Below are 24,987 nucleotides of genomic sequence, written 5' to 3' on the forward strand. Positions count from 1 at the left end.
TAAATGCTTCGTTATGTTAGAGAAAAGTTTTGGTTTACTGTTTTTTTTAAAGCAGCCAAGAAATTATGAACAAGGTCCTATGTACATCTACCTGAGAATTACGGTCGATGGTGTTTCCAAAGAACTATCTGTAAAGAGGTCCCGGCTCCCTGCTAAATGGAGCGCCAAGGCGAACCGGGCATCGGGGACCAAAGAGGACGCAAAAGAATTAAATTATTACCTCGATATCCTTCAGAGCAAAGCTTATGAGGCCAGGAAACAACTGATCGAATCAGGCAGGGTAGTGACGGCTCTTTCGATCATGGATATTATGAGCGGAGCTGAACAGAGGAAAAGGGATTTAATGGCCCTGTTCAAAAGTCATAATGATGATATGAAAGCTATGATTGGAAAAGGTGTTGCCAAAGGCACCTGGACAAATTTCAACACAAGTTACCGCCACTTGTCCGTATTCCTGTATACCCAATACCATGTGAAAGAGATCAATGTAGTATCACTGGACCTTGAGTTCGTCAAGAAGCTTTACAACTGGTTTAGGGTTATAAAAAAGCTTGGCCATAACAGCGCTCTGAAGAATATCGCCAATATGAAGAAGATCGTGATAGGTTGTATTGATAATGGATGGCTGAAATCCGATCCCTTTGCAAAATTTGACGAAACAAGGGAAGATGTTCAACCGGTATTTCTGGTCAAAGAAGAAATTCAGGCTATTGCCGACAAGGTTATCAGCAATACCAGGCTATGCCAGGTTAGAGATGTATTTATTTTCTGCTGTTTTACCGGACTTGCTTTTGCAGATGTAAAGCAATTGAAGAAATCTGAAATCGACTTAGGCGTGGACGGTGAATTAAGGATTTACAAGGGAAGACAGAAAACAGGCACACCATCAATCATACCTCTGCTGCCGATCACTAAAAGGATCTTAATCAAATATGAGAATGACGAACAATGCATCATTAAAGACCAGCTATTGCCGGTATTGAGCAATCAGAAGTACAATGCCTACTTGAAAGAAATAGGGGATATGTGTGGTATAAATAAAGAGTTAAAGACACATATGGCAAGGCATACTTTCGGAACGACGGTAACCTTGGCCAATAACGTTCCATTAGAGTCGATTAAGGAAATGATGGGACATAAAAGCTTGCGTCAGACAATGCATTACGCCAAGGTCACAGGGATCAAAGTCAATGAAGATATGGCTAAACTTAAGAAGAGGCTGCAGAAAAACAAATTCATATCTGAAGATCAGATCATTGGCGCTGATAAAATAAAGAATTAAAATGCAGATTTTCCCGACCGGTCCATAAATGATGTGGCAGGTCGGGAATTTTATAATTCGGTAGTACCGAAATACTTGTCAATTATAGAAGGCGCTAATCAGCAGTTTTGCCGAAAACTAATACAATGGCAACTGAAATTATTACGAAAGAAGATCTTCAAACCTTTAAGGAAGAATTGTTACAAGAGATTAAACAGATCATAGGAAAGAATGAAAAACCGGACCATGAATGGCTGCGCAGCAGTCAGGTGATGAAGATGCTGAACATCTCACCAAATACACTGCAGGCACTAAGAGTAAGCGGGAAGCTAAATTTTACGAAGGTCGGAAGTATTTTCTTCTACAGGCTTGATCAACTTAGGAAATTGCTTGACGGGGATAAAAGATGATCAAAGTAGGCAGTTTGTCTGATTTAATCAAGCATGGACACGGAGACGTCAGGATCACTCCGATCCATATGAGTTTCTTCCTGGCATTATTCTATTGCTGGGAAGAAAGTGGTTGGCAAATACCGATAAGGGCATCTAGAAGGGTTTTAATGCGGTTGGCTCATATTCATTCAACATCAACTTACCATAAATGTGTAAAGGAATTAATTGCCTTTGGCTATATTGTTTATGAACCATCCTTTGATCCCTCAAAAGGCAGTAATTTTCATTTTACTTTAAGTTAACAGGATCATATCTTATTTATATGTTTGATTTAAAAACTGCGGCTATACCAATTGCTCAATTTTACGTTCAATAAACTTTTAGCTTCGTCGCTGGCGAGTTGATCAAATTTGCTCATTACTTTCCACCAGCTTCTAATCGAGTCCGCTAGATGGTCCTTATTATTCATGTTTGATAGTAAATAGCTATTAGTTACTGCTTGGTTCTTTCGTTAGAAAGGCAGATCATCTTTTTCAAAATCATCGGATTCGTTTGCCTTCGGTTTATCAGGTAAAAGAAACTGATATAACGACCGCATTTTCTCCAGCAGTTCATCAAAGGTCAGGATTTGTACATTTTTAGAATTTCCTCTGAAATATTCGAACGACTTTTGCTCATCAACGTGCAACGGCGTTAAACCGGCAATAAGGATACCCTGTACAAAATAGGACTCAATATCATACAACCTCGAATTGGCTTTTATTCCGTTAATATCCTTTTGGAGCTGATATACCTGATCAAGTACCTGACTGACCGCAGCACTTAACTCTTGGGCGGGGCCATGAACGTTTCTTCGATACGCTTTTAACGACACAAGCTCTGTTGTAGGCGTTTTGATCTCGACTATCGCAGTGTTATTGCTCAGCGAATTCTTGACCAGAAAGTCAGCTATTTTTTCGCCACCTCCGGATAACCGTCGACCACCTACCGAAGCCTGCCCCTGAACATTGACGGCCGGGATACCGAAGACCATGGAAATGATGAATGGATTATCTTGAAAAAGGCGCTGCCATTGAGCTTCGTTAACCTTATTTTTCATCATCTTTTGAAATCTATCAATCAATTGCTCCAAGTTTACGAGTTCCAGGTCGTTTTTTAGTTTAATCAATTCCTGCGGCTTTTGTTCTGTCATTCTTTTAGCATTGTTTCGTATCACAGTGAGCGCGTCTTTCTGTTCTATTTCAGAAGCGCCGCCTTCAGCGAACCGATTAGTTCTGCCAATCAGCTTGACAAAGTCCTCTTTTGAAAGTTTTCCGCTATTTGTCTCGGCTGCTGATGAAGAACCTATTGCTTTGAAAAATTCTTCGCTTATTGCATTTCGTTTCAATTCCGTAGTGAGCTTTTGCGAACGCCTGATGATATTATCGGCTGTCCGCTTGAACTGATCAAGGTCACGCTTATTGATAATCGCTTTGCGATTAGTTGTATCAATGATCGTTTTCTCTTTTTCGGACACGATTAATTGTTCAATATGAATTTTCTCCAGTAAGGACACTATTTGACCATAATGCTTTTTAAAACCAAAACCGTAATTAATATCTTGAGTAAATATCTCGGGAATGCCTGAATTAAGAATGTAATCAACGTCCAGATCGTCTTCAAGGTTTCGAACGATATGCCAGGGCAGATCTATAGTTATTCTCTTCAATTTAAAATAACGCAAAGACATTGGGCGGTCAGTCCATACGCGAAAAGGAATGATTGTTATCTGTTCTTTTAGTTTCTCGATCTCAATAATTCTTTTCCTGTAATTTTGGGGATCTTGGTCAAATGTCGGTAAAGCCGCAACTGGCGGTGTAAAATAAACGTAGACCAAATGTTCTGAAACATATTCGGCTTCGAATGTTCCTTCAGGCTGCAACGACTCGGACGGATAGGGAAGTGCCATAGTATATCTTATATAGATTCTTTTTTTACACCTTTCAGTAAAGTTTCCGGCATAAGATAGAGATTTCCTTTAGTTCTAGTAATCGCTACGTAGAGTTTACTTTTCGTCGTAGGAGGCAGGTTGCCAAGACGGCCTGCTGAATATAACTTCCAGGTATTCTCATTCATGACAACGCAAACGTCGTCATAACAATCTTCGCCTTTAGATTCTCCCCAATTTTTTCCAAAACAATTGTATTTATAGTGTGCCTGATAAAATAATTTCACAATTGCCTGATTTTCGATGATCGGATCAGCGTCTGCCTGCGAGTCGATTGCGACAATACTGCTTCCACCGTTCCGGTGTGATCCGATATCAACGCCTAGTCGCTTAGTGACGAAGTCGCATATTTCCGGGTTGCAGCGGTAGCTTTTATTTAAAGTTTCATTATCAATTGAAAGTTTCAGCCGGTTAAATTGCTCTATGTAGGTTGTTTCATCGGCGTGTAAATTGCCATTAATAATACCATCGCGGCTCGTGTCATATGTGTGCTGGTAATAGTCACCGACAAATAGGCAATTGACAGATGTAGCTGAAAGGCATTTGAGGAAATTAAAATCATGTCCCGCAAAATCTTGCACTTCGTCTATATACAAATCATCAAAATACTTCTCGACCCTTATCTTGATATCAGTAAGCGTTTGCTGCGTTTCTAAAAATGCAGCAATGCGATTGCTGTAAAGGCGGCCATGCTTATCAATAAACCGATCATTACCCTTTGCAAACCGTTGAGGATTAGGTTGCCAGTTCATGCCATTAGCACCAAATTTCCTTGCAAGCAAAGGTCTGTAACAAAATGAGTAAATGAATGTGTAATAGGTGAATAGATGGATGTTTTTGGGATGTGAACCAAACCTCTTGAAAATGGCGTTTTGCAAATTGCAATGGTTGGTTCTAGTGTAGGTGATAATAAGTGCTCTACGTTCGGTAGAGAGCCTATTTATCAGATAGGTTGTTTTTCCTGACCCCGCTACAGCAAGTATCAATTTCTTATCCATTCAATAGCGGATTTGATATAATTTGGTGTTACAATTTGTCCTGGTTTTTGATCAGCAAGAGCATAGGCAGCTTCTGATTTGTGACATAACATATAATCCAACACAGTTTGTTTTTTTCTTTTTGAACCGAAAATATTATCGCATATGGCTTTATTCGATTCGTATACAAGTACTTCGAAGGTCTCTTTGCTGTTATCAGGCTCAGAAAAGATTTTTATGTGCTCGTCTGCATATTCGCTATAATTTTCCACACAGTGATGTTGGTGATCACCGTCATTGTCCCTAATGACCGCCGTCTTAACCTTGAGTATTTTCGCAATATCTAAATAACGCTTGAAACTTATCCCGCCAACGGATATTACATGAATGCGGTCTAGGTCGAGGGTGCTATCCGAAACCTGTCGATAAAATTCTTCCATCAACATGTACTCGGCATTTCCCTCGACTAAAATTACCTTACGAGATAATATGTATTCGATCACATTATTATCTGGGGCCTTGATAAAAAATTCCGCTGTGCCCTTTGGCAAATCCTTTAACAAGAGTGGTTTGTTGGAAGTGTGATGAATTATCACCGATTGCCTGAGATCCAGCCTGGTACTGATCATAGTGTTATGTGTTGTGACAATTAATTGCACTTGCTTTGCATCCGCAATATTACTGATGAGTTGCTTCATGTGATGGTGACTCAAATGATTTTCGGGTTCTTCCAATAATACCACATCCATCTTTTCACTACCTTTACCGAGCGCGAACTGTGTTTTGATAAAACACTGCCTTCCTTTGCCTTTATTGTCAATGGAAATATCGCCCTCCATAAGGGTAAGGTCGCTTTCTAAGTTGTCCTTACTACTGCTCTTTACAGCAAAATGGAATCTGTCCAAGCGTTGGTTTAGCGCACCCAATACATTTTCTTTAAAAGTGTTTTTGTATTTACGATATTCATTCTGATGTTGATGCTTTTCAGGGTTAGTAGAATTGATCCTGTAGACCGACCGGATATACTCTCGCATCGCGTACTCGTTATTTATTTGCGAATTGTCGATCAGGACGTGATTAAAATAGTTGCGATGGCTTGAGTAGGCCTTTTCAGCGAAGGTTTGAAACTTTACATGATAAAATTCGAATGGAAAATTGCCATTGTTCTGTTTTAATATAATTTCTATTTCATCACTGTAAGTAAAATCCGGTTCACATATCATGCTCAAACCGTCACAGTTGATGTTTTTCGAATTACATTTCCCATTAACATTAAAATCATTTTGTTCGGATAGATACAGCTCAATAAACATTGTTGGTAGAAGGTCCTGCGTTTTAGGCCCCTTTAAAAAGGTACCAACGACATCAGTGTTAAGAAGATTTTGTAAGCCATAGTTGTCTAACTTAGTACGGCTTCCGCTTAAAACTAAGTCAATCGCCACAAGTATGGAACTTTTGCCGGTTTCATTATCGCCTACCAGCACATTAATATCGGGCTTGAACTCAACTTCAAAGTTTTCAAAACGCTTGAAATTTTTCAAAATGAGTTTGGTAATTCTTTTCATTGCCGTTCAGGTTTAGTAAAGGTTATCTAAAGATAGTCATTTTCAATGTTGAAGCAATCAGGCAAAAGATACGATTAGATGTTTTTAGCGGGCAACCAATTGCCCTTAACAACCCAAGCATATCCGCCTCGTGACGTTCTGAAAATATAACTAAGCGCATTTGTCCGCGTCTTATTCGGGCGTTTATCAACGCTTACTAAGGATTCATTTTGTTTCTGACAAAGGGCTAACTTTAAGCCAGGAAGAATCAGACTTGGAAAACGAAGTAGACAACGAGGGCTGAAAAGGAGAATGACAATTGATTTTAACTTCAGCCTGGAAGTTTCGTTTCCTCAGAAAGCATAACGGATTGTGCAGTAAGGGATGACTTCGGTACAGAGATCTACCAGTTCGTCTACCAGTTCACGCTTCAGATTGTTTTTATAGCGGACGTTGCGCTGTCCGGTCTGACTATACTTGACCTGTTGTATATCCGGTCTCCACAGCACTTCTTCCGCTTTGGGGTGCCATAATAAATTTACGTTGTGCAAAGGCTCGTTGTGTGTCAGGAATATGATCTCAGTTGCGAGCTGCTGTTTAACTGGGTCGCTTAATACATCATTCATTTCTGTAAAAAATTTACGCCAATCCTCTAACCAGCCATCGTAGTAAATAACCGGTGCAAAACTGACGTTGACTTCGTAGCCTGCTTCGTAAAACTCATTCATTACGGCTATACGGTCGCTGATAGGTGTAGTACGTACATCAACAAGCTTAGACATCTGATGAGGCATGAGGCTGAAACGTATGCGCGTTTTCCGCTGCGGATCATAAGTCAGCATCTCCCGGTTAACAAATTTAGTCGCGAAAGTTAGTTTAGCATTCGGCAAGGTAGCATAAAGACCGATCAGGTCTTTGACATTATCGCAGATAGCTGCGTCGGCGGAGCAGTCGCCGTTTTCGCCGATTTCATAGACCCAGTATTCCGGATCAATAGCGTCCGGAATTAATTTTTTACCCTGCCTTCCTGCATGGCGTGAAAGATAACCCATGATCTGCTCGATATTGACGAACGTAGTGATCGGGTTGGCGTAACCCTTTCTGCGCGGGACGTAACAATAAGAGCATGACATGGTGCAGCCATTACTTTGTGAGGGTGCTACCCAGTGAGAACTGCGGGTATTCGGCCTGGCGCTTAATGCCTTTTTTGTTCCGAGAATAAGCACATTCTTTTTGTTCCAAAGCCAATCGTCAACTGATCCTTCAAACCCGAATAATTCGGGGATCTGGTTATGGGAAGGAACTTCTATTAATTTTGCTTCAGGATATTTTGCGAGTATTTCCTGCCCGCGTTTATAATCCCTTACACCGGGCTCATGATAAATTTCATGGATGGTTAACAGATGATCTATTGTTTTTTCATGCAGCATAATCTGATATAGCATGGATCATACCATAAATTCCTAATTTTATCGCGGATGGAAAAGGAAAATTCAGCAATCATAACTTATTCACCGGCGGCGGTTCTCAACCTCTTCAATAATTCGATTTCCATTAATCAAACCAAGCGGATCGTACAGCTAAAAGGAATTTATGTGCAGGGAAAAGGTAACCAGTACAGCGGGTATTTTTATGACACCTTCCGTGACGAGGCTTCAGATGCTGCTATTACGATCCTGGTTCCGCCACTGATCCGCAATGAATTGCAGCCCAATAAAACGGTCACTGTAAATGGTTTCGTGACTCGCCGTGTCATCAATACCTCCGGCAGCATCCAGATCCAACTTACGGTGACAGACCTGGTTGAACAAACGCAGAACAGGTACAACGACGACGATCTTAAAAAGATCGAGCTGATGCAGCTAAAGGCTGTTGCCGGTTACCGGGACGTCTATAGCTGGCTGAAGGAGCAGATCGTCAGCGATACGCCTTTTAAAATCGGAATTATCATAGGTAAATCCGGCATCATTGACAATGATATTAAGCATCAGCTGCGGGAATCGATCGGCTATTATGATATAAGTTTTCACCGGGTCAACCTAAGCTCCGAAGAAGAGATCGTAACTACCCTTGATCGCCTTAACAACGAAAATTACGGCCTGATAGCCGTTTCAAGAGGTGGTGGCGATAACCTGGACATTTTTAACCGGTATACAATTGCAGAAAAAGCGGTCGGCCTTCGGTCGTTATTTATAACTGCGATCGGCCATAAAGATGATATCACGCTGCTTCAAAAAGTGGCAGATAAGTCATTTATCACACCATCTGAACTTGGCCAGTTTCTTAACGACACGTTTAATCATACGGTCGAAGAACTGGAGAATTCGAAAGCGAAACTGATCGAATCTGTCAAGTCACAGTTAACTGCAAACTACCAGAAGGAAATCGATAACCTAAATGAAAAGCTAAAGGCCAATGAAGAACTTCGCTTGCGGACAGCTAAGGATCTGGAACAGGTCTACAAAGAAAAAATAGGATTGCTGAATGGTCAGCTGGCCGGCGAGCAGAAGTTGCAAGCCGAACGAATAAGTATTTTGAATGATCAGATCGACAACTACAAAGGTCAGCTAACTGACCTGAAAGGAAAGACAACCGTCAATTGGACGGTGGTCGTTATCGCTATTATCGCTGGCCTGATCTTGGGATACCTGTTAAAAGGGCATTAAAGAAAAGATCAAACCTGGTTCACAGTTATGCCCCTCAGTTGTAAAGCTCCTGGGATTCCGTGTAATAAGATGTCCGGCCTCCCATTTTTTCCGTTTTAATTTCTTCACCTTTTGCCGTTTTCTTCAGGTCGGGGGAATGGACCGTCATGAAATCGCGCAGCTCGCCTTTAAGTTCGTCACCGTTGGCCTCTTCGATATCATCAATTGCTTTTGTCAACACGACGCGAATGCTTTCATAAAGCTGATTTACCTTTTTTTCAGGTATGAGGCTGGCGGTCGAAAATGGCGAAATTCCGGCATGGTACAGAATCTCATCAGCATATGAATTTCCGATACCGCGCATCGCTTTTTGATCCATCAGCAACGTCTTGATAAGCGTTTTCTTTTTTGCCAATAATGCTTTAAAGTAACTGCCTTCCAGGCTTAGTGCATCGGGCACTTTTACCGAAGGTGGCTGAAGGGTAGGGGTAGCCTGCTTTTGCATGTCGATGACCGCAAAACCCTCACCGCTTTCGAAGTGAAACCCAATAATTTGAAACCTCGGGATAACTCCTTTTTCAAGATCAATCAATTCACCCCGGAGCATTAAATGAAATCCCAGGATCTGACCGTCGGAAAAGCAGAAGTGCAGCGTCTTTCCTTCGCGTTCGACTTTTATAAGATCGCTGCCCTGCAGCGCTTTCCGCAGCGTCTCTGCGGGAACGTTCAATTTTCTGGATTCTGTGATTTCCAGCTTAATTAACTTTTTGCCGGCGAATCTCCGTGTCAGGATCCGGGCGAATACGGTCAGGTCAGGTAGTTCAGCCATTCTTTATGCACCTTTTTTGACGCTTAAGCTATTCATCAACTGCGCATAAAGATCGTCGCCCTTCTCTTTCTTCGGCTTGAGCTTTTTGATGGTCGGACGTTTTCCTTTTGCTTTTTGTTCAATGATCTTCAGCAGTTCGTTGTGGTACTCGTCTTTATATTTGGAAAGGTCAAGCGGCTCGGCGTACTGGTTGATCAGCGCAAGCCCCATGTCGAGTTCTTTCTTACTGACTTCGATCTTTTCATCAAGCCCAAGTTCTTCCTGGTCGCGGATTTGCTGGGCGAAACGGATCCTCGTCACCACAAGCGCCTGGTCAACCGGGTGCACCACGCATAGACTTTCCGTGCTGCGTAAAACAAACCGGGCCAGGCCGGCCTTGCCTGATTTTTTCAGTGCGGTAAGTAATAATGCGTATGCCTTATTTTTCTTTGTCGCCGGCGCGGTATAGTAGGAGGTTTCATAATACATCGGGCTGACGGACGCGATGTCCACAAAGTTTTCGATCTCGATCACCTTACTTTTTTCCGGAGCTGCCGCTTCAAAATCGGCATCTTCAATGATAACATAGTCATCGTCGTATTTATAACCTTTAACGATCTTATCGTACGGCACTTCCTTCTTAGTGTTTTCATTGACGCGCTGGAACTTAATGTGCGCATGATCGCGGCTGTCCAGCATATCGAGGTCTAGCCTCGTTTCCTGCACCGCCGAGAACAGTTTGATCGGTATGCTTACCAGGCCAAAGCCTATCGAACTTGTCCAGATACTTCTCATAGCTTCAATTTTTTAATGTTATCATTTAGGCCTTGCGGATGATGGGCCTCTATCTTGTCAGCTAACAGGTGGAGGATATCTTCATCGACTTGTCCCGGATTCTGGCAGATATGCAGGAAGTCATGGCTGTCCGGCTCAAAACTCGCGACGTAAACGCCGTTTTCAAATACTTTGTATTTGCACCGTTCTTCATCATGGTGCGGATACTCGCCCACTTCAAAGTGATGCACCGATTTGTCTACGCTGATCGTGATCGGGTAATTTTCCATGATTATACAACCCGCCGGTTCGCGTATTGTTTATAAGGGCCTCTCATTAAAACAAAGGTGTTCTTCGGGTTGTCTTATAAGTAGTTAATCAGATAAAAAGATGATCATCAGCACATCCTCATTTGAACTCAACCGCACTGACGGAACAAAACTTTATATCGAATTAGAGCCGGTCTATTACGAAGAAAACGGTCGGCAAAAACATGCTGCTGTCTACCAGTTGCAGGCCACCCGTCAGGATGATCCCGCTGGGGAATATACGGAGGACAATCCGGGAGACACAACGGAAATTGGCTCTTTCGCCCATAAAGAAGATGATAAATATGAATGGGAATACCTGGGTGAATTTTTAGATGAAAATGAGCAGGCGCAGGTAGCAGCACACATACAGGGGATAGAGGACGATGAAGATGGGAGGCGTGATAATTTCTATGTACAGGCCTATTACCATGGAGGCATGAACAGCTTTGAAATCACCCCGCAGGATGATCGTTACCAAATTGCTTATGACGGAGATATCGTCGCCGAACTGCGGCATAATGAAGATTGGAAACAAATCAGCGGCGAGCCGCTGGACGAAGACGTGTTCGTATCGATCAGGCAAGCCATCGAAGCGAAATTCGATTAACCTTTGAGAAGCTGATGAGTGCAATCGAAAAATCTGAAGAATGGGAATTTCACAGCTCAGTAGTTGACGGTGACAGGCTGGAACTGGACGGTTTGAACATCTGGGATCATGACTGGATAGATATACATCTGCATGTTAACGTAAAGGACCCCATTTATGACGAAGATCATACCATGAATATTTATGAGATCTCAGTCAAAAACACCACGGTCAGGTTTGCCGCAGGCGAATTCTCAAACATGGTCTGGGGCATTTACCTGCCGGCAATCAAAATTAAATAAGGTTTGTTAAGCGTTATAAAGGAGAATAAAGAATGCCATGGTATAACGGCGATTATCCGCCATCCTATAAGAACCAACCCAAAAAGATCAGGGATAAAGCGACCGAGATCGCCAATGAAGTATTGAAGACGACGGGCAATGAAGGCGAAGCTATCGCTACCGGGCTGAAACAGGCGCGCGAGCATTTTGCGAACCTCACAAAGAAGAAAGAAGGGAATGAGTAATTTGAAGCGCTTCCTGGATGCGCAGGCAGGCAACTATGCTGTTGCATTAGCAGAGGTCAGCAGCGGACGTAAACGCAGTCACTGGATGTGGTATATTTTTCCACAGATCGGGGGGTTGGGTTACAGCGATATGGCCAGAAAATATGCGATCAAAGACCTTCCCGAAGCTGCAGAGTACCTGGCCCATCCTGTTCTGGGAGCACGTATAGTCGAGATCAGTCGGGCCTTGCTGGAACTTCCCGGTAGCAATGCGACCGCGGTCATGGGCAGTCCTGACGATATCAAACTGCGTTCATCGATGACGCTGTTCTCGCTCGTGCCCGGCGCAGATCCGGTATTCGAAGCGGTGATCAGGAAGTTTTTCAATGGTGAAACCGACAGGTCGACACTTCAATTGTTATAGCTGTCCAGCCAATGCAGACTACGACCTACTTTTTACTGGACGACCAGGAACATGATGTCATTATACATGGCGAAAGCGGGCTCCGTATCAATGTTTTCAGTCTGGAAACGGACCGGTACCGGCCTTCTGCTGGCGAAATTCATATCTTCGGTGACGCTCATGGAGAATGGCTTGCCTTTGAAACGGACGGATGGACCTTGGAGGAACTCCAAATTATTTCGGGTGCGGTACTTTGGTACGCTCGTTACCTGGACTACCCGGAAATGCTGATCACGGAAGACGACCCAAGGCCGGCGGAAAGATTAAGGCGCGTATGAAGCTATGCCCGGCTTTCAGGGAAACTGATACCGGTGATCTTTGCACACAACTCAAGGAAACGGTTCTGTACATCGTCCTGGTCGGAACTAAGCTGGTATTTAGCCTCGTTCCTGTGATGAAAGTACCGACCGCTAACGGAAGATCCTGCATCATTGCCGACTGCCAGCCAAACCTGCGTCTCAAAACCCTTCTGCAGGTCATCAGGAGCACCTTTACCACCCATTTTCGTCGCTACCCATCCCGGGTCAACCGCATTGGCGGAAACATAGGGCCACTTTCTGGCGACCGCCTTTGCCAGGATAAGATCGTGAAGCTTGGAATCTGAATAGCTTGCCTGCGGCGGATCAGCAGTCAGGCCTTTCAGACCGCTGTCTCCACCGAGGTGCATGCCGGAACTCATATAGATCAAACGTTTTGGCGGATCGATCAGGCAGGTCAGGATATATGGGGCAAGTGTGTTGACTGCAAGTATGTCGGTAGCTGGCACCTGGTATACACCGGCATTATGAATGATCGCATCAAAGCTTCCTAGTGCATTAACTTCCCCAGCGAGCTTTTTGACTTCTGCGATAACAGACAGATCAGCGGCTAATGCGGTTTCTGCTCCCGGCACGTTATTCAGTGCCTCCTTAGCGCGATGCGTATTACGCGCATGAAGCACGACCTTGTGGCCTTGCTCCACCAATTCCTTTGCCGCCAGTTGTCCTAAACCATCAGCCGAGCCGGTTATAAATATTCTTGCCATGCTGGAATAACAATCTTGGATATTTCCTGTTTTGATCAAGCGATTTAAAGGCCTGCTGCAATAGGATCGTTAACCTGTTTTTAGATCACGAGCCTGAACGTCAGATTAACCCTTGCTTTCATGGGCTTAGTAGATTTGGCTATGCGGTGTTCCCAATGTTCCTGCAGGCCGGCTTTCATCAGCAGAAAGGAACCATGCTCCAGCCTTACCGAATATTTCTCCTGATGGTCGTTTTTCCTGCGAATGTCGAAGCTGCGGACCTGTCCTAAGCTGACCGAAGCGATGACGGGCTGGCTGCCCATAATGCTTTCTTTGTCAGAATGCCAGGCAACTGAATCGTTCCCGTCGCGATAATAGTTTAGCAGCACGCTATTGAATTGAATACCCGCTAACGGTTCTACCAGCTGCCGGATGGCCTGTAGCTCATCGGTCCAGGGCAGCGTGCCGGCGATCTTATCCGTTTCACCATACCAGCAGGTAAGGCGTGGGGTTAAATATTCTTTGTCCCACAATTTTTGCGTAGTCTGTTTCCACGGCGTATGTCTGATGAAATGCGAGAGTAAACCATCGCTTTCCACCTGACTGATAATAGAAGATCTATACTCTAATAGATGTTTTGGCAGGCCTTTGCTTTGACCGGATGGTGTGAATAATGCCAGCTGTTCCATGTCTTATTCTGTTTTATAGGCCTGCATTTTCGGGAAAGCACCTGATTCATACCAGGGGGTCTTCGGACGGTCGGGGGGGAAGCCGTGTTCCGCGCGGTAAGCTTTTCGCTCAGCTGTGAAGTTCCACCAGCGTTTGTTATCATCCTTATGCGCGATGTAGTGCACCAAAAGGCGATAAGAATCTTCGACGCAAGGGTCCGCCCAGCAGCCGCAGTGCTTTTCAAATTCGTCGAAGAGTTCCACCGCGGGCTTTCCTTTCAACTCGTTAAGCGAATAATAGCCCTGCGCGATCAGCTCTTTAGCAAAACCGATACCCAAAGACGGGATGCTTTGAAACTCGGCCAGCGCAGCCAGTTCCCTGGCGCGACCCGCTGAAGCGCGCAACGTGGCTGCGATCTCATCGGGGGCAAAGTCCTGCAGCATCTTCTGCGTAACTTTCTGCTGTTTTAAGATCTCCTTTTCGTCTGCGCTCAGATCGTAATCGATTTTCTTTTTCATAAGTCTTTTACTAGTTGATCCATTTCTTTTTGATAGCCGGTAAGCAAACCCGCTATTTCTTCCTGCTCGTTAACGCTTAAAAAAGATCCGTCATAGATCCAATTATCGTCCCGGTCAAATAAGATCCTGCCCATAAACGAATCTCCCAGGGCATCATACAGGCGATATCCTTCACCCTGATCGGGCAAAATTCGAACCCATTTTTCCGTGCTGATCTTAGCAGTTTTCGGCTTCTCCGTGAACAACTTACTCCTCATGAAAACAAATGTGAGGAAAAAAATGTAAAAAAGATAGAGAAAATGCTAAAAATATTAGCATAACTTTATAGTCCTCAAAATTGGCAAACATGGTACCATTTCATTTACTAATCGAACTGCAGGGTAAGCAGACAACGCTGATGATCGAACAGCTGGATCAACTTACTGATACCATAGGGTTTATGCGCTATCAGGTCAGGTCATTCAATCATCGCTCAGTAATTTATGTAAACGTCGGGGAGGAGCCGCTTGAACCAGAAGAGATCATAGGTTTTAGTGAAGAAGAGGTTTTTTCAGCGGATGAAGTAAAAGTCATTGCTGTTGCGATCCGGGAATACAACAGCACCCGCAAATTGAATTTCGACCAGATGCACTTTGATTTTTAGACGACGATTATGAATGCGACAAAAGAAGAGATTATCAGTAAGCTGCGGCAGGATATGATCTGCTGGGAGGGTTTCCGCCCCCCGCAGCCGGGAACCGGCAACGACCTCGGACTTGGTGTGGTCGCTGACGCTTTTGCCGACGGTGTGTTTCCGACCGGCGCTATTCACGAGTTCATCAGCAGCAGTCCCGAGGATACTGCCGCGAGCGGCGGTTTTATCGCAGGCCTGGTACAGCGGCTGCTCGCCGGTGGCGGCGCATGCCTTTGGATCAGCTATACACGACGCATCTATCCACCTGCGCTGAAACTATTCGGTTTGGATCCCGACCGGGTCATTTTCCTGGACGTACCGGCACAGAAAGACGTGCTTTGGGTAACCGAAGAAGCGCTGAAGTGTGAAGGTGTAGCCGCTGTCATCTGCGAAACAAAAGATCTCAGTTTTACCGAATCTCAGCGTTTACAGCTGGCTGTTGAAAAAAGCCACGTTACCGGTTTTGTATTACGGAAAGATGTCAGAAAGATCAATACGACTGCCTGTGTGACCCGCTGGCAGGTACGCCCGGTGCGCAGCCAGTTAAGGGCGGGTATGCCAGGCGTAGGCCATCCCCGCTGGGATGTTCATTTGCTGAAAGTAAGGAACGGCAGGCCGGGAAACTGGACCATAGAATGGAAAAAACAGAATTTTAAAACGGTCATTGCACCGCGGATAATCGAACCGGCCCGACGTTATGCCTAAGCGCTTTGCATCTATATGGTTCCGGCATTTGCTGACAGACTGGAAGGCGATACGTCAGCCTGGTCTGAAAGGGAAGGCGTATGTCTTCGCCGAGCCGGATCACGGACGCATGCTGATCACTGCGGTAACGGACAACGCAAGACAATATGGTGTTACGGAAGGTATGACGGTAGCCGACGCGCGGGTCATAGCGCCAGAACTCCAGGTATTCGACGGAAAGCCCGGCCGGAATACGAAGTTGCTGACCGGGCTTGCTGAATGGTTCCTTCGGTATACACCGTTGGTACAACTTGATCCGCCCGATGGCTTACTGCTGGATGTCACCGGCTGTACGCATTTAAAAGGTGGGGAAAAGGCGTACCTGCAGGAGATCACCCAAAGATTAAAGGCAATCGGCTATGATGTCAGGCCCGCTATAGCGGATACGATCGGTGCAGCCTGGGGAGTCGCCCGGTGTGCGACCGACCGGCTGATCATACCTGAAGGGCAGCAGCGCAATGCGCTGATGCCTTTGCCGCCATCTGCGCTTCGGTTACCGTTCGACCAGTTGGTTAAGCTGCGCAACCTCGGCCTCCATAAGGTGAGCGGCTTTATTTATATGCCGGACAGCGTGCTGCGCAGGCGCTTTGGCAAGACCATGGTGCTGCGTTTACATCAGGCGCTCGGGCAGGAAGCCGAGTACCTTTTTCCCTTAAAGGAACCCGTGCCGTATACAGAACGGCTGGAATGCCTGGAAGCCATTAAGACGAGGCCCGCGATCGAGATTGCCCTGAATGATCTGCTGGAAAAAATGTGCAGGAGGCTGTATGGTGAAGGACTCGGTGTGCGTGCAGCGATGCTGACCTGGTACCGCGTCGATGGAAAAAACGGGAATATTACGATCGGTACTAACCATGCCAGTAACCGGGTACAGCACCTGTTCAAGCTGTTCTTTATCAAGCTGGACAGTGTTGCGCCCGGCTTGGGTATTGAGCTTTTTACGCTGGATGCCCTTAAAACGGAAGCCGTCAGCGATAAGCAAAGCGAACTCTGGTCTGCAAAAGGCGGCGCTGACAGTGAGGAAGTCGCTGAGCTGCTTGACCGTGTGGCCGGCCGGATCGGTACGAAGCACATCAACCGTTACCTGCCCGGCGAACATTACTGGCCGGAACGGACGCCCCACCTTAATACTGATCTTAAAAAGAAACCTGAAAGTGACTGGCGAACGGACAAGCCGCGCCCCATGCAGATCCTGGATCGTCCCGAGCCCATTGAGGCGATGGCGCTTACGCCCGACTATCCGCCGAAACTGTTTGTCTGGAAGGGTGAGCGGCATACGATTGTGGGTGCGGACGGCCCTGAACGCATCGAGCGGGAATGGTGGCTGGAACCCGGCGAGCACCGGGATTATTATATCGCGGAAGATGAGGAAGGACGTCGCTATTGGCTTTTCCGATCGGGTCATTACAATGCAGAAAGTAACCAGCACTGGTATTTACACGGATTCTTCGCTTGATCCGGGGAAAGGACAAATCAATGAGTTACGCAGAATTACAAGTCACCAGCAACTTCAGCTTCCGGCGCGGCGGCAGCCATCCCGAAGAACTCGTCGACCAGGCGGCGGATCTCGGCTATGATGCCATCGGCATCACCGACCGTAACACATTCGCCGGCCTTGTACGGGCTTACGTTGTTGCTAAAGACCGGAATATCCGGCTGATCCCGGGTGTACGGCTCGACCTGCTTGACGGGCCGAGCCTGCTGGCCTATCCGACAGACAAAGCTGCGTACGGCAGGTTATCCGCGCTACTCACGCTTGGTAACCTGCGTGCAGAAAAAGAGAAATGCCATATTTCGAAAAGTGACGTCTATCGTCATGCTGAAGGGTGCTATTTTATCATCATACCGCCGGACAAGATCACCCAGGATTTTGAGTTCGAAATGGTTTTTACAACCCATGTCAAAGATTATAGGGAACATTTGCCCAACCTGTACCTTGCCGCCACCCGGTATTATACCGGTGATGACGAAAAGCGCCTTTTTCTGCTGTCCGAACTTGGTATACCCCTGGTAGCCACGAACGATGTCCATTACCATCATCCTGACCGCAGGGAACTGCAGGATGTGCTGACCTGTATCCGGGAGAAATGCACCATTTTCAACGCGGGGTACAAGCTGCACCAAAATGCCGAGCGGCATCTGAAAGAAAGGGCGGAAATGGAGCGGTTGTTCCGGAATTACCCCGACGCGATCAGCAATGCGCGGGTGATCGCCGACGCGTGCCGGTTCGACCTGAGATCACTGAAGTATAAATACCCGAGTGAGCTAACGACCGAAGGTCGGACGCCTATGGAACAGTTGACTTACCTGGCCTGGAAGGGAGCGAAGGAGTTTTACGGCGGGAATATCCCTGAAAAGGTGGAAAAGGCGATCAGAGATGAACTGGAGATCATCGCTGAACTGGACGTGCCTGATTATTTTCTGACGGTTGAAGATTATGTGACCTGGGCACGGAAGCAGCATATCCTGTGCCAGGGACGCGGATCGGCCGCAAATTCGGCGGTTTGCTTTGTATTGGGTATCACATCGGTGGCACCCGATAAATCGAACCTGCTTTTCGCCCGTTTCCTTTCCAAGGAAAGAAATGAACCGCCTGATATTGATGTGGACTTTGAGCACGAGCGCCGGGAAGAAGTGATGCAGTACGTTTATAATCGCTTTGGCCGTGACCGTGCTGCCATCCTGCCGACCGTATTCATGCTGCACTATAAAGGAGCGGTCAATGACGTTTCCCGCGCTATGGGACTGTCAGTTGACACAACCAAAATGCTGTCGGACGCTTATGGCGATCTTTCCGATGAGGAGATCACTGCCGCAGAGCTCAAAAAACTAGGACTGAATTTTAATGATCCGCATTTGCTGAAGGTCATCGAACTGACCGGACTGTTGATCGGTTTTCCCCGGCAGCTCGGGCAGCATACCGGCGGCTTCGTGATCACGGACGGCAAGCTCAGCGACCTTTGTCCGATCTTTCACGCGCGGATGGAAAACCGCACGAATATCGAATGGAACAAGGATGATATCGATGCACTCGGTTTTATGAAAGTGGATATTTTGTCTTTGGGTATGCTTACCTGTATCCGAAAGGCGTTCGACCTGGTCAGACAGCATTACGGCAAAGACCTTACGCTGGCCAACATTCCCCAGGATGATCCCAAAGTTTACGAGATGATCACCGCGGCCGATACGCTCGGCGTTTTCCAGATCGAGAGCCGCGCGCAGATGTCTATGCTTCCGCGACTGCGCCCCAATTGTTTCTATGACCTGGTGATTGAGGTCGCAATTGTGCGGCCCGGACCGATCCAGGGTGATATGGTGCATCCTTATATCAGGCGGAGAAACGGGGAAGAGGAGATCGACTATCCATCCGACGAGATCAGGTCCATCTTGGAACGAACGCTCGGCGTCCCTTTATTCCAGGAACAGGCGATGGAACTGGCCATCGTTGCCGCCGGCTTTACTCCCGGGGAGGCCGACCTGCTAAGAAGGACGATGGCCACCTTTAAATTCAACGGGATGGTGACCAAGTTCGAGCACAAGCTGATCAATGGGATGACCTCAAGAGGGTATACCGAAGAATATGCCCGGAGGATCTTCAAACAACTGGAAGGTTTTGGCAGCTACGGTTTTCCGGAAAGTCATGCGGCCAGTTTCGCCCTGCTCGTTTATGTTTCCTGCTGGCTGAAATTTTATTATCCCGAAGTATTCTGCGCCGCGCTCCTGAACAGTCAGCCCATGGGCTTCTACCAGCCGGCGCAGATCGTACGCAACGCGCGTGAACATGGCGTGAAAATGCTGCCTATTGATGTAAACCGTTCGCAATGGGACAATACGCTCGAAGCAAAGCAGGGAGCGTATTTCGCGATGCGGTTGGGTTTCCGGGAGATTGATGGCATCAAACAGGCTGAAATGGAAAAACTGCTGGAAGGCCGGGAACGTCAGCCGCAGAAATGCTATACTGCGCCGCACCAGCTCTGTGATGCCGGCGTGAGTGTTGCAACCATGGAAAAATTGGCTAACGCAGATGCTTTTCGATCCATGGACCTTGACCGCAGGAAAGCGCTTTGGGAAGTTGCCGCATTGCATGACCGTCCCGTTCAACTAATGGAAGGCCAGCCTTCTGAAAGCGTGCATGAACCCGAACCCGGTCTTCCGGAGCTGCGGTTGTCCGAACACGTCGTACAGGACTATGCCATCACAGGCCTGTCCATTAAAGGACACCCACTGACCTTCATCCGTCACCAGTTAGAGATGCTGCATATTAAAACAGCCGGAGAAGCGAACCGGACCGAAAACAAAGCGATCATTAAGACCGCTGGCCTGATCCTTATCCGCCAGCGCCCGGGTACAGCCAAAGGCGTGTGTTTTATTACGCTGGAGGATGAGACCGGTACAACAAACCTGGTCGTCTTTCCTAAACTCTTTGATAAATACCGCAAGGAAATTCTGCATGCAAGGCTACTTATGGTTGAGGGCGTGGTCGAACAAACGCAGGTTACCCATATCATTGTCAGACGAATATTTGATATCACTAAACTACTGGGCAATCTGACAGAAATTAAAAACGAGAAGCAGCCTGTGCTGACCCTTTCCCGTGCAGATGAGAAAGCGTCGCCCTTCATACCGATGGATAAACCGCTGAAGTCGCTTGATGCCGAACAGGCAAGCTATCTGCATAAAGGCAGAAATTTTAAATAAGATCAGCTGAACAGGTCGCCCTGGGAATTCATAACCGACGTAAAGGAGTTTCGGTAATGAGTTTCACCTTCGGTCATTGAAGGCCGCGCTCCGCCGGCAAGTACCGGCTCAAGGTCGTCGGGCCAGTGATTGAACGACAATTCTTCTGCAAAGTCCAGGTAGGTTGTATCGATCGGCGCCAGTTCCGGGAAATCACGGGGAGTCGCTTCCTTCGCCGTACGATAATCCGGATCGATGGTGCAGAACTCCAGCAGACGCGACGGTATCTGCGTGCGGGCAATGGTGCTCAAACGTTCTTTGTCCGGCTTTTCCAGTAACCATTCATAAGCCAGGTCTTCTGTTAATATCGTTGGCATGCGCAACTTAGAGTTGTGAACCTGGCGCATCAATGTATTTGCTTCGGTAATGCCGATGGCGACCGTGTTAACGAACTCGCTTGTTTCCGGGTCTAGCCATTCGTTGTACAAGCCCGGCATGAAAAAGTATTCCTGACCTTTCACGGTCACATAGTAAGGATATTTGATGGTTTCCTTGAGCTGCTGACCCTTTTTGCCGATCTTAGGGACATGGCGGCTTTCCACGATGCCGGTAGAAAGAACGAGGCACCGGCGGTTCTTTGCCGCAGATGACCACATCGACGGCTTCCCGTCTTCCTTCACAAAAAGGTTTTCTGATTTAAAGTTGAGGGTAGTGTATTTGGCGCGAAAGATATTGGCTTCCGAGCGTGTTTTAACGAAGCCGGGAACGTAGCCCCATTCAGCCTGTACGATCTCGAAATCTTTCCCGTCTTCGGAAGGGATCAATACTGCGCATGGTGCATAGTTGAAACCGTTGTGAACGCCTACGTTCAGGAACTTATAATTTAAGATAGCTTTTTCTATCCCTTTCAACCGAATAAATTCGGAGCGGGTGACCTTTTGTCCGTTGTAGTAACACATGATAGATTCCTCCTGTATTCACGAATATACGAAGCAATAATCTTGCCTGCAAATTCCGCTTCTTCCTGGCGTCCCTCAGGAAGGGATGTCCAGAATTTCACGCCTTCTGTATTTTCGGCGATGGTAATGTTCAGGTCGGGTTTACGGCCGGGATACACGATATGAAAGACGCGTGCAGATCTGATGGTATGATCGCTCACCCGGACTGTTTGCCCGTTCAGCTCTACCTCAAATTCCTTTGGATCGTCCATAGGTCAAATATACTAATAAATTTAGTAAACAAAAGTAGGCGAATATTTAATTGAATATTTTTCGGGGGTCGAGACCAATCAGTTCCACCAGTTCGGGATAACTTTTCATCCTGTCCTTCAATTTACTTTTCTTTTCATTCGGATCGTTCGGCATCCAGTAGGTGAGCAGGATCTCGTTGCCGGTAATGTGATCGTGGTAGGAGATGACCTTATAATAATGAGAGGGCACCGTGATCGTGATCCCGTTCTTTGTAAAAGTCTGACGGCTGCCAAATGTCCCGCACCAGATCCTGATACTGTCGGTGACGGCTTCTCCTTTAAACCCGGTCAGCTTCCGGCAAAGTTCTTCCGTAGCTATTTCAGTGCCGACATTCTGGCCCTGGAATTCCATTCCGGCATTAAAAGTATAGGTATCGGAAAGAATGGCGGCGTCCGAAGTCCATGCCAATAAGATCCAGGCCTGGCAGTGACCCTTGGCGATCATTTCGGGTGAGTTAGGTTTACCGATCTGACGGTTGGCTTCACGGTAAACCTTAGTCTCATCGGGCTGACCGTATGCTGCATGCCATGCTGCATAAACACCTTTCCTTGGAAGATCGAGCGCTTCCTGTTCGAGCCGGTGAGCTTTCGTATAAATATAAAATGTAAGTACGGGAGTATGTTGCAGGGTATCTGCTATGGATTTAAAATAAGGGTTGACCCATAATTTGCAGGACGGGCAAAGATCCGATTTTTGAGTGGGGTATTTTTTATAAAGTGCTTTGACGTAAGCGGCATCAGGTACCTGGGCACATATAACGAAGGAGGGGGATAAGAATAATAAGGTTAGTAAGTGCTTCATGTTTGAATGCACTAATGTACTGAAAAAATTAAGCGGCAATCGTCGCCTTTATTGATAACAGGTGGGGCTATCTCCTGTAACCCCGCCTGTTACTCTGATTCCTCAGGTTTTCTTCCACAAATTCCGGGAGGAAAGTTTCCGATAACTGTTTTATACCTGCCTTCATGTTCTGCTGGATCGGGTACTCCTGAAGGAACTCTTCGTCGTTGTAACCGACCTGCCGGGCTGCGGCTATCGGATCAAGGATCAAATCGCCGGGCAGTTCTGCGAGAACAACGTTTTCAGGAAGTTCGGTCAGATCATCCGGAAGTTCCCAAGCGGTATGATCTTTTGTATGATAGAAGAAAAGTCGGTCGTCACTTTCAGGCGACGTTTCCAACTCGCTGATGTCTATCCTGTTCCATGGAGAGTCCGTTTCTCTAAGTTCTTTCAGGCGAAGGTCAATAGTGAAGTCAGTTCCGTTAATATCAATATGCGGCAGTTTGCCTGCGAGCCGCCAGGCAATCAGTTCCACCTGGGATAGTTGCTGTTGTTCCATTTGAAGAAATTTAAGGGGTTATGCCGCACGCGGCCGATGAATGAAAGGCCCGTCAAACAAAAATCCCCTGAGCACTCGCTGCCAGGGGATTTTAACCTAAACCTTATCACAATTGCGGACAGGAAGCCCGCGATTACATTAACTGCAAATTATAAAATTTATTTTAGCGGCGAATCGAACTGCGTGTTTTGGAACGCTGGTATTCGCTGAACATACGTTCGTGAAAGCGTTTGGACGCTTCCCTTTTCGACCTTCTGCTGCATCCCCAAAGAAACAACGCCCAGATACCGAAAGCCACTCCGAATAGCGGGAACGGGTTCTTTGCACCGAGCGCGCCGAAAAGGGCGAAGGTGGAAATAAAACAGGTGGCTATAAAAAAGAAGGCGATTTTCATATAATTTCAATACCTAAATATACTAAACTGTTTAGTATTCTCCAAAGGAAATATCAATTAATTTCGTAAATATTATTGGTTTTCCGGGCTTCCTGCACGTAGTCACGGATAGTATCAATGATATCAGAAAGCGGGATGCCGGGCATTTGCAATACCGGATTTTCGATGTCCGTACTTTTCAGGGTTACGTTCATTAGGCGGAATAACTGCATCAGAATTGGGCGGGTAACCACATAATCTTTGATGCGGTACATTTCCAGGTAATCTGTCCGTTTAAAGAAAATGCCCCGGCTCGCCCTGATCTCCGCCGGCGTGATCAGGTAGGAGCAGCTGCGGATATACAACAGGTGGTACCATGACATTCCAAGAGCGGAAAAGGCAGGAGAGAGGAAGAAAGGTGAAAAGGCCCACGCCAGCGCGACGAAGGCAAGCGACAGGAGGAGGAGCGGTAATATTTTCAGGATGGCGAAACTCATCGCGGGCCTGAGTGTGATTTCATTGTCTGGAGTCATTTTGAAGTTGTTCTAAAAATGAATTATGATGTGCCGGTTTCCTGGTACGGATGCCCATCCTGAACCCTGCTGCTTTTTCAAATCTGTTCAGACTGACCTGTTCAGGCGGGATAGGGCAGACCTTATTGTTGAGATGCGCTTCGATTAATCCGTCCCGCCATACCAGCCGGAGCGCTTTGCCCCGGATGCCTGCGGCTACCGCGATATCGGCGAGCCTGCCGAGCAGGTCGTTACCGAATACAAGCGTTATTTTTCTTTTTTGGCAGAAAGCGCCTATCCATCCGAGCTGCCGCGCCTGCGGCAGGTTCCCTAAAGCAATAAACGACAGCACAGCGTTTACCGGGTGACGCCAGCGGTTAACCGTCAGGTAGCAGATCGCTTCCATAGCACTGGACGTAATGATCAGTTCGGTAGCCGGGTAATTGCCCGCCATCCACAGGTCGGTTGTTACCGGTACGAGATGAAAGCCTTTACCAAAGTATTCCCGTTCGTCACCATATTCGAAGTATAGATCTTTGATACTGAAATAAGCCTGGAGTTCCTGCGGAACCCCAAGCTCGGTTAACAAGTGATGCATTAACGGGTAGCGCGGCTTTTTCCCTCGAAGCGCATATGGCCGTTGTCAGAAACGGGACGCTCATTTTCGAGGTCTTCTTTCGCACTGTAGTAACCCGGGCTTAAAAATTCCGCTTCTTTCGGGTCGTGTTTCTCCCCGAATGCTGCATTTAAGCCCTTGTACAGCATGTAGGATAGACCGCCGTCGATCAGGATAGAGGCTACAAGTGCAAGGCGATTGGAGCGGATACCGTTAACATCCGTACCTGAATAGTTAAGCCGGGTTTTATCGGCCAGTTCCACCTCCTTACCTTTCCGGTAATTTTCGGAATATATGGAGGGGACCCTTTGGGGAGCAGGCCGTTTATGCCGTAGTCTTTTGCTCCCGCAATCTGTGCGG

31 protein-coding genes are annotated in these 24,987 nt (G+C 46.6%); 12 read left to right on the forward strand and 19 right to left on the reverse strand.

Annotated features, from left to right (window positions below):
- The first annotated feature begins 13 nt into the window (after nucleotides 1-13).
- Nucleotides 14-1,282 (forward strand): site-specific integrase, encoded by a 1,269-nt coding sequence (locus tag AC1D0K_RS14255; RefSeq protein WP_477397320.1) that lies wholly within the window; start codon nucleotides 14-16, stop codon nucleotides 1,280-1,282.
- Nucleotides 1,283-1,407: 125 nt separating this feature from the next.
- A complete protein-coding gene (locus AC1D0K_RS14260; protein ID WP_477397318.1) occupies nucleotides 1,408-1,671 on the forward strand; it encodes a helix-turn-helix domain-containing protein in 264 nt (87 codons plus the stop codon).
- A 493-nt stretch (nucleotides 1,672-2,164) separates the two neighbouring features.
- On the opposite strand, the gene AC1D0K_RS14265 is transcribed toward AC1D0K_RS14260, so the two are convergent.
- From AC1D0K_RS14265 to AC1D0K_RS14280, 4 genes are all read right to left on the reverse strand, one after another.
- Nucleotides 2,165-3,601 (reverse strand): Shedu immune nuclease family protein, encoded by a 1,437-nt coding sequence (locus AC1D0K_RS14265; RefSeq protein WP_477397316.1) that lies wholly within the window; start codon nucleotides 3,599-3,601, stop codon nucleotides 2,165-2,167.
- 8 nt (nucleotides 3,602-3,609) lie between these two features.
- Nucleotides 3,610-4,638 carry a hypothetical protein gene (locus AC1D0K_RS14270; RefSeq protein ID WP_477397314.1) on the reverse strand — a complete coding sequence of 343 codons (1,029 nt, stop codon included), beginning with the start codon at nucleotides 4,636-4,638 and terminating at the stop codon, nucleotides 3,610-3,612.
- Nucleotides 4,623-6,182: an ATP-dependent nuclease gene (locus AC1D0K_RS14275; RefSeq protein ID WP_477397312.1), complete on the reverse strand. Its 1,560-nt coding sequence runs from the start codon at nucleotides 6,180-6,182 to the stop codon at nucleotides 4,623-4,625. The genes AC1D0K_RS14270 and AC1D0K_RS14275 overlap by 16 nt, the downstream gene beginning before the upstream one ends.
- A 332-nt stretch (nucleotides 6,183-6,514) precedes the next feature.
- Nucleotides 6,515-7,606, reverse strand: a complete 1,092-nt coding sequence (locus AC1D0K_RS14280) for a spore photoproduct lyase family protein (protein WP_477397310.1) — start codon at nucleotides 7,604-7,606, stop codon at nucleotides 6,515-6,517.
- A 33-nt stretch (nucleotides 7,607-7,639) separates the two neighbouring features.
- Here AC1D0K_RS14280 and AC1D0K_RS14285 point away from each other — a divergent pair, with 33 nt between their 5' ends.
- On the forward strand, nucleotides 7,640-8,827 hold the full coding sequence (locus AC1D0K_RS14285) for an exodeoxyribonuclease VII large subunit (protein ID WP_477397308.1): 1,188 nt from the start codon (nucleotides 7,640-7,642) through the stop codon (nucleotides 8,825-8,827).
- A 34-nt stretch (nucleotides 8,828-8,861) separates the two neighbouring features.
- Here AC1D0K_RS14285 and AC1D0K_RS14290 read toward each other — a convergent pair whose 3' ends face one another.
- The 3 genes from AC1D0K_RS14290 to AC1D0K_RS14300 are packed head-to-tail and all read right to left on the reverse strand — an operon-like array spanning nucleotide 8,862 to nucleotide 10,678.
- Nucleotides 8,862-9,635: a DNA-formamidopyrimidine glycosylase family protein gene (locus tag AC1D0K_RS14290; protein ID WP_477397306.1), complete on the reverse strand. Its 774-nt coding sequence runs from the start codon at nucleotides 9,633-9,635 to the stop codon at nucleotides 8,862-8,864.
- A 3-nt stretch (nucleotides 9,636-9,638) separates the two neighbouring features.
- Nucleotides 9,639-10,409, reverse strand: coding sequence for a non-homologous end joining protein Ku (gene ku / locus AC1D0K_RS14295; protein WP_477397304.1), 771 nt, complete (start codon nucleotides 10,407-10,409; stop codon nucleotides 9,639-9,641).
- Nucleotides 10,406-10,678, reverse strand: coding sequence for a hypothetical protein (locus AC1D0K_RS14300; RefSeq protein ID WP_477397302.1), 273 nt, complete (start codon nucleotides 10,676-10,678; stop codon nucleotides 10,406-10,408). Before AC1D0K_RS14300 ends, ku begins: the two co-directional genes overlap by 4 nt.
- 100 nt (nucleotides 10,679-10,778) lie before the next feature.
- On the opposite strand from AC1D0K_RS14300, the gene AC1D0K_RS14305 reads away from it, so the two are divergent.
- From AC1D0K_RS14305 to AC1D0K_RS14325, 5 genes are read left to right on the forward strand one after another with little or no spacing between them, the layout of a single operon-like run.
- Complete coding sequence (locus AC1D0K_RS14305) at nucleotides 10,779-11,306, forward strand: hypothetical protein (protein WP_477393084.1); 528 nt, start codon at nucleotides 10,779-10,781, stop codon at nucleotides 11,304-11,306.
- 14 nt (nucleotides 11,307-11,320) lie between these two features.
- Nucleotides 11,321-11,587 (forward strand): hypothetical protein, encoded by a 267-nt coding sequence (locus AC1D0K_RS14310; RefSeq protein ID WP_477393086.1) that lies wholly within the window; start codon nucleotides 11,321-11,323, stop codon nucleotides 11,585-11,587.
- Between the two features lie 32 nt (nucleotides 11,588-11,619).
- Nucleotides 11,620-11,811: a DUF2188 domain-containing protein gene (locus AC1D0K_RS14315; RefSeq protein ID WP_477393088.1), complete on the forward strand. Its 192-nt coding sequence runs from the start codon at nucleotides 11,620-11,622 to the stop codon at nucleotides 11,809-11,811.
- The gene (locus AC1D0K_RS14320) at nucleotides 11,804-12,214 is read left to right on the forward strand and encodes a DUF1810 domain-containing protein (protein WP_477393090.1); all 411 of its coding nucleotides are present in this window, start codon (nucleotides 11,804-11,806) and stop codon (nucleotides 12,212-12,214) included. Before AC1D0K_RS14315 ends, AC1D0K_RS14320 begins: the two co-directional genes overlap by 8 nt.
- Before the next feature lie 11 nt (nucleotides 12,215-12,225).
- Entirely contained in the window at nucleotides 12,226-12,531 is a 306-nt protein-coding gene (locus tag AC1D0K_RS14325) for a hypothetical protein (RefSeq protein ID WP_477393092.1), read from the forward strand.
- A gap of 2 nt (nucleotides 12,532-12,533) precedes the next feature.
- Here AC1D0K_RS14325 and AC1D0K_RS14330 read toward each other — a convergent pair whose 3' ends face one another.
- The 4 genes from AC1D0K_RS14330 to AC1D0K_RS14345 are packed head-to-tail and all read right to left on the reverse strand — an operon-like array spanning nucleotide 12,534 to nucleotide 14,700.
- Nucleotides 12,534-13,316: an SDR family NAD(P)-dependent oxidoreductase gene (locus AC1D0K_RS14330; protein WP_477393094.1), complete on the reverse strand. Its 783-nt coding sequence runs from the start codon at nucleotides 13,314-13,316 to the stop codon at nucleotides 12,534-12,536.
- Between the two features lie 41 nt (nucleotides 13,317-13,357).
- Entirely contained in the window at nucleotides 13,358-13,945 is a 588-nt protein-coding gene (locus AC1D0K_RS14335) for an alpha-ketoglutarate-dependent dioxygenase AlkB family protein (protein WP_477393096.1), read from the reverse strand.
- 3 nt (nucleotides 13,946-13,948) lie between these two features.
- Nucleotides 13,949-14,443, reverse strand: a complete 495-nt coding sequence (locus tag AC1D0K_RS14340; RefSeq protein ID WP_477393098.1) for a helix-hairpin-helix domain-containing protein — start codon at nucleotides 14,441-14,443, stop codon at nucleotides 13,949-13,951.
- Nucleotides 14,440-14,700, reverse strand: coding sequence for a hypothetical protein (locus tag AC1D0K_RS14345; RefSeq protein ID WP_477393100.1), 261 nt, complete (start codon nucleotides 14,698-14,700; stop codon nucleotides 14,440-14,442). The genes AC1D0K_RS14340 and AC1D0K_RS14345 overlap by 4 nt, the downstream gene beginning before the upstream one ends.
- A gap of 89 nt (nucleotides 14,701-14,789) precedes the next feature.
- Here AC1D0K_RS14345 and AC1D0K_RS14350 point away from each other — a divergent pair, with 89 nt between their 5' ends.
- The 4 genes from AC1D0K_RS14350 to AC1D0K_RS14365 all read left to right on the forward strand — a co-directional run bounded on the left by AC1D0K_RS14350 (nucleotide 14,790) and on the right by AC1D0K_RS14365 (nucleotide 20,558).
- Complete coding sequence (locus AC1D0K_RS14350; RefSeq protein ID WP_477393102.1) at nucleotides 14,790-15,086, forward strand: hypothetical protein; 297 nt, start codon at nucleotides 14,790-14,792, stop codon at nucleotides 15,084-15,086.
- Nucleotides 15,087-15,203: 117 nt separating this feature from the next.
- Entirely contained in the window at nucleotides 15,204-15,821 is a 618-nt protein-coding gene (locus AC1D0K_RS14355; protein WP_477393104.1) for an ImuA family protein, read from the forward strand.
- Nucleotides 15,814-17,316, forward strand: coding sequence for a Y-family DNA polymerase (locus AC1D0K_RS14360; RefSeq protein WP_477393106.1), 1,503 nt, complete (start codon nucleotides 15,814-15,816; stop codon nucleotides 17,314-17,316). Before AC1D0K_RS14355 ends, AC1D0K_RS14360 begins: the two co-directional genes overlap by 8 nt.
- A gap of 20 nt (nucleotides 17,317-17,336) precedes the next feature.
- Nucleotides 17,337-20,558, forward strand: coding sequence for an error-prone DNA polymerase (locus tag AC1D0K_RS14365; protein WP_477393108.1), 3,222 nt, complete (start codon nucleotides 17,337-17,339; stop codon nucleotides 20,556-20,558).
- Between the two features lie 2 nt (nucleotides 20,559-20,560).
- Here AC1D0K_RS14365 and AC1D0K_RS14370 read toward each other — a convergent pair whose 3' ends face one another.
- From AC1D0K_RS14370 to AC1D0K_RS14405, 8 genes are all read right to left on the reverse strand, one after another.
- Entirely contained in the window at nucleotides 20,561-21,448 is an 888-nt protein-coding gene (locus tag AC1D0K_RS14370) for an SOS response-associated peptidase (RefSeq protein WP_477393110.1), read from the reverse strand.
- Entirely contained in the window at nucleotides 21,445-21,747 is a 303-nt protein-coding gene (locus tag AC1D0K_RS14375) for a hypothetical protein (protein ID WP_477393112.1), read from the reverse strand. Before AC1D0K_RS14375 ends, AC1D0K_RS14370 begins: the two co-directional genes overlap by 4 nt.
- 46 nt (nucleotides 21,748-21,793) lie before the next feature.
- The gene (locus tag AC1D0K_RS14380; RefSeq protein ID WP_477393114.1) at nucleotides 21,794-22,588 is read right to left on the reverse strand and encodes a DNA/RNA non-specific endonuclease; all 795 of its coding nucleotides are present in this window, start codon (nucleotides 22,586-22,588) and stop codon (nucleotides 21,794-21,796) included.
- Nucleotides 22,589-22,655: 67 nt separating this feature from the next.
- Entirely contained in the window at nucleotides 22,656-23,126 is a 471-nt protein-coding gene (locus tag AC1D0K_RS14385) for a hypothetical protein (RefSeq protein ID WP_477393116.1), read from the reverse strand.
- Nucleotides 23,127-23,289: 163 nt separating this feature from the next.
- A complete protein-coding gene (locus AC1D0K_RS14390) occupies nucleotides 23,290-23,520 on the reverse strand; it encodes a hypothetical protein (RefSeq protein ID WP_477393118.1) in 231 nt (76 codons plus the stop codon).
- Between the two features lie 53 nt (nucleotides 23,521-23,573).
- On the reverse strand, nucleotides 23,574-23,882 hold the full coding sequence (locus AC1D0K_RS14395) for a PH domain-containing protein (RefSeq protein ID WP_477393120.1): 309 nt from the start codon (nucleotides 23,880-23,882) through the stop codon (nucleotides 23,574-23,576).
- A gap of 133 nt (nucleotides 23,883-24,015) precedes the next feature.
- Nucleotides 24,016-24,609, reverse strand: a complete 594-nt coding sequence (locus AC1D0K_RS14400; RefSeq protein ID WP_477393122.1) for a hypothetical protein — start codon at nucleotides 24,607-24,609, stop codon at nucleotides 24,016-24,018.
- Complete coding sequence (locus AC1D0K_RS14405; protein WP_477393124.1) at nucleotides 24,609-24,890, reverse strand: hypothetical protein; 282 nt, start codon at nucleotides 24,888-24,890, stop codon at nucleotides 24,609-24,611. The genes AC1D0K_RS14400 and AC1D0K_RS14405 overlap by 1 nt, the downstream gene beginning before the upstream one ends.
- Between the last annotated feature and the right edge of the window lie 97 nt (nucleotides 24,891-24,987).

The organism is Mucilaginibacter sp. P1_A3, from assembly GCF_056406855.1.

Bases quoted from the DNA above. Each gene is read 5' to 3' on its own strand.
- AC1D0K_RS14255 (WP_477397320.1), top strand. From the start codon at position 14: ATGTTAGAGAAAAGTTTTGGTTTACTGTTTTTTTTAAAGCAGCCAAGA.
- AC1D0K_RS14260 (WP_477397318.1), top strand. From the start codon at position 1,408: ATGGCAACTGAAATTATTACGAAAGAAGATCTTCAAACCTTTAAGGAA.
- AC1D0K_RS14345 (WP_477393100.1), bottom strand. From the start codon at position 14,700: ATGAGGAGTAAGTTGTTCACGGAGAAGCCGAAAACTGCTAAGATCAGC.
- AC1D0K_RS14275 (WP_477397312.1), bottom strand. From the start codon at position 6,182: ATGAAAAGAATTACCAAACTCATTTTGAAAAATTTCAAGCGTTTTGAA.
- AC1D0K_RS14270 (WP_477397314.1), bottom strand. From the start codon at position 4,638: ATGGATAAGAAATTGATACTTGCTGTAGCGGGGTCAGGAAAAACAACC.
- AC1D0K_RS14365 (WP_477393108.1), top strand. From the start codon at position 17,337: ATGAGTTACGCAGAATTACAAGTCACCAGCAACTTCAGCTTCCGGCGC.
- AC1D0K_RS14390 (WP_477393118.1), bottom strand. From the start codon at position 23,520: ATGAAAATCGCCTTCTTTTTTATAGCCACCTGTTTTATTTCCACCTTC.
- ku (WP_477397304.1), bottom strand. From the start codon at position 10,409: ATGAGAAGTATCTGGACAAGTTCGATAGGCTTTGGCCTGGTAAGCATA.
- AC1D0K_RS14300 (WP_477397302.1), bottom strand. From the start codon at position 10,678: ATGGAAAATTACCCGATCACGATCAGCGTAGACAAATCGGTGCATCAC.
- AC1D0K_RS14265 (WP_477397316.1), bottom strand. From the start codon at position 3,601: ATGGCACTTCCCTATCCGTCCGAGTCGTTGCAGCCTGAAGGAACATTC.
- AC1D0K_RS14350 (WP_477393102.1), top strand. From the start codon at position 14,790: ATGGTACCATTTCATTTACTAATCGAACTGCAGGGTAAGCAGACAACG.
- AC1D0K_RS14325 (WP_477393092.1), top strand. From the start codon at position 12,226: ATGCAGACTACGACCTACTTTTTACTGGACGACCAGGAACATGATGTC.
- AC1D0K_RS14400 (WP_477393122.1), bottom strand. From the start codon at position 24,609: ATGCATCACTTGTTAACCGAGCTTGGGGTTCCGCAGGAACTCCAGGCT.
- AC1D0K_RS14340 (WP_477393098.1), bottom strand. From the start codon at position 14,443: ATGAAAAAGAAAATCGATTACGATCTGAGCGCAGACGAAAAGGAGATC.
- AC1D0K_RS14305 (WP_477393084.1), top strand. From the start codon at position 10,779: ATGATCATCAGCACATCCTCATTTGAACTCAACCGCACTGACGGAACA.
- AC1D0K_RS14375 (WP_477393112.1), bottom strand. From the start codon at position 21,747: ATGGACGATCCAAAGGAATTTGAGGTAGAGCTGAACGGGCAAACAGTC.
- AC1D0K_RS14315 (WP_477393088.1), top strand. From the start codon at position 11,620: ATGCCATGGTATAACGGCGATTATCCGCCATCCTATAAGAACCAACCC.
- AC1D0K_RS14290 (WP_477397306.1), bottom strand. From the start codon at position 9,635: ATGGCTGAACTACCTGACCTGACCGTATTCGCCCGGATCCTGACACGG.
- AC1D0K_RS14285 (WP_477397308.1), top strand. From the start codon at position 7,640: ATGGAAAAGGAAAATTCAGCAATCATAACTTATTCACCGGCGGCGGTT.
- AC1D0K_RS14320 (WP_477393090.1), top strand. From the start codon at position 11,804: ATGAGTAATTTGAAGCGCTTCCTGGATGCGCAGGCAGGCAACTATGCT.
- AC1D0K_RS14310 (WP_477393086.1), top strand. From the start codon at position 11,321: ATGAGTGCAATCGAAAAATCTGAAGAATGGGAATTTCACAGCTCAGTA.
- AC1D0K_RS14360 (WP_477393106.1), top strand. From the start codon at position 15,814: ATGCCTAAGCGCTTTGCATCTATATGGTTCCGGCATTTGCTGACAGAC.
- AC1D0K_RS14395 (WP_477393120.1), bottom strand. From the start codon at position 23,882: ATGTCATGGTACCACCTGTTGTATATCCGCAGCTGCTCCTACCTGATC.
- AC1D0K_RS14380 (WP_477393114.1), bottom strand. From the start codon at position 22,588: ATGAAGCACTTACTAACCTTATTATTCTTATCCCCCTCCTTCGTTATA.
- AC1D0K_RS14335 (WP_477393096.1), bottom strand. From the start codon at position 13,945: ATGGAACAGCTGGCATTATTCACACCATCCGGTCAAAGCAAAGGCCTG.
- AC1D0K_RS14385 (WP_477393116.1), bottom strand. From the start codon at position 23,126: ATGGAACAACAGCAACTATCCCAGGTGGAACTGATTGCCTGGCGGCTC.
- AC1D0K_RS14280 (WP_477397310.1), bottom strand. From the start codon at position 7,606: ATGCTATATCAGATTATGCTGCATGAAAAAACAATAGATCATCTGTTA.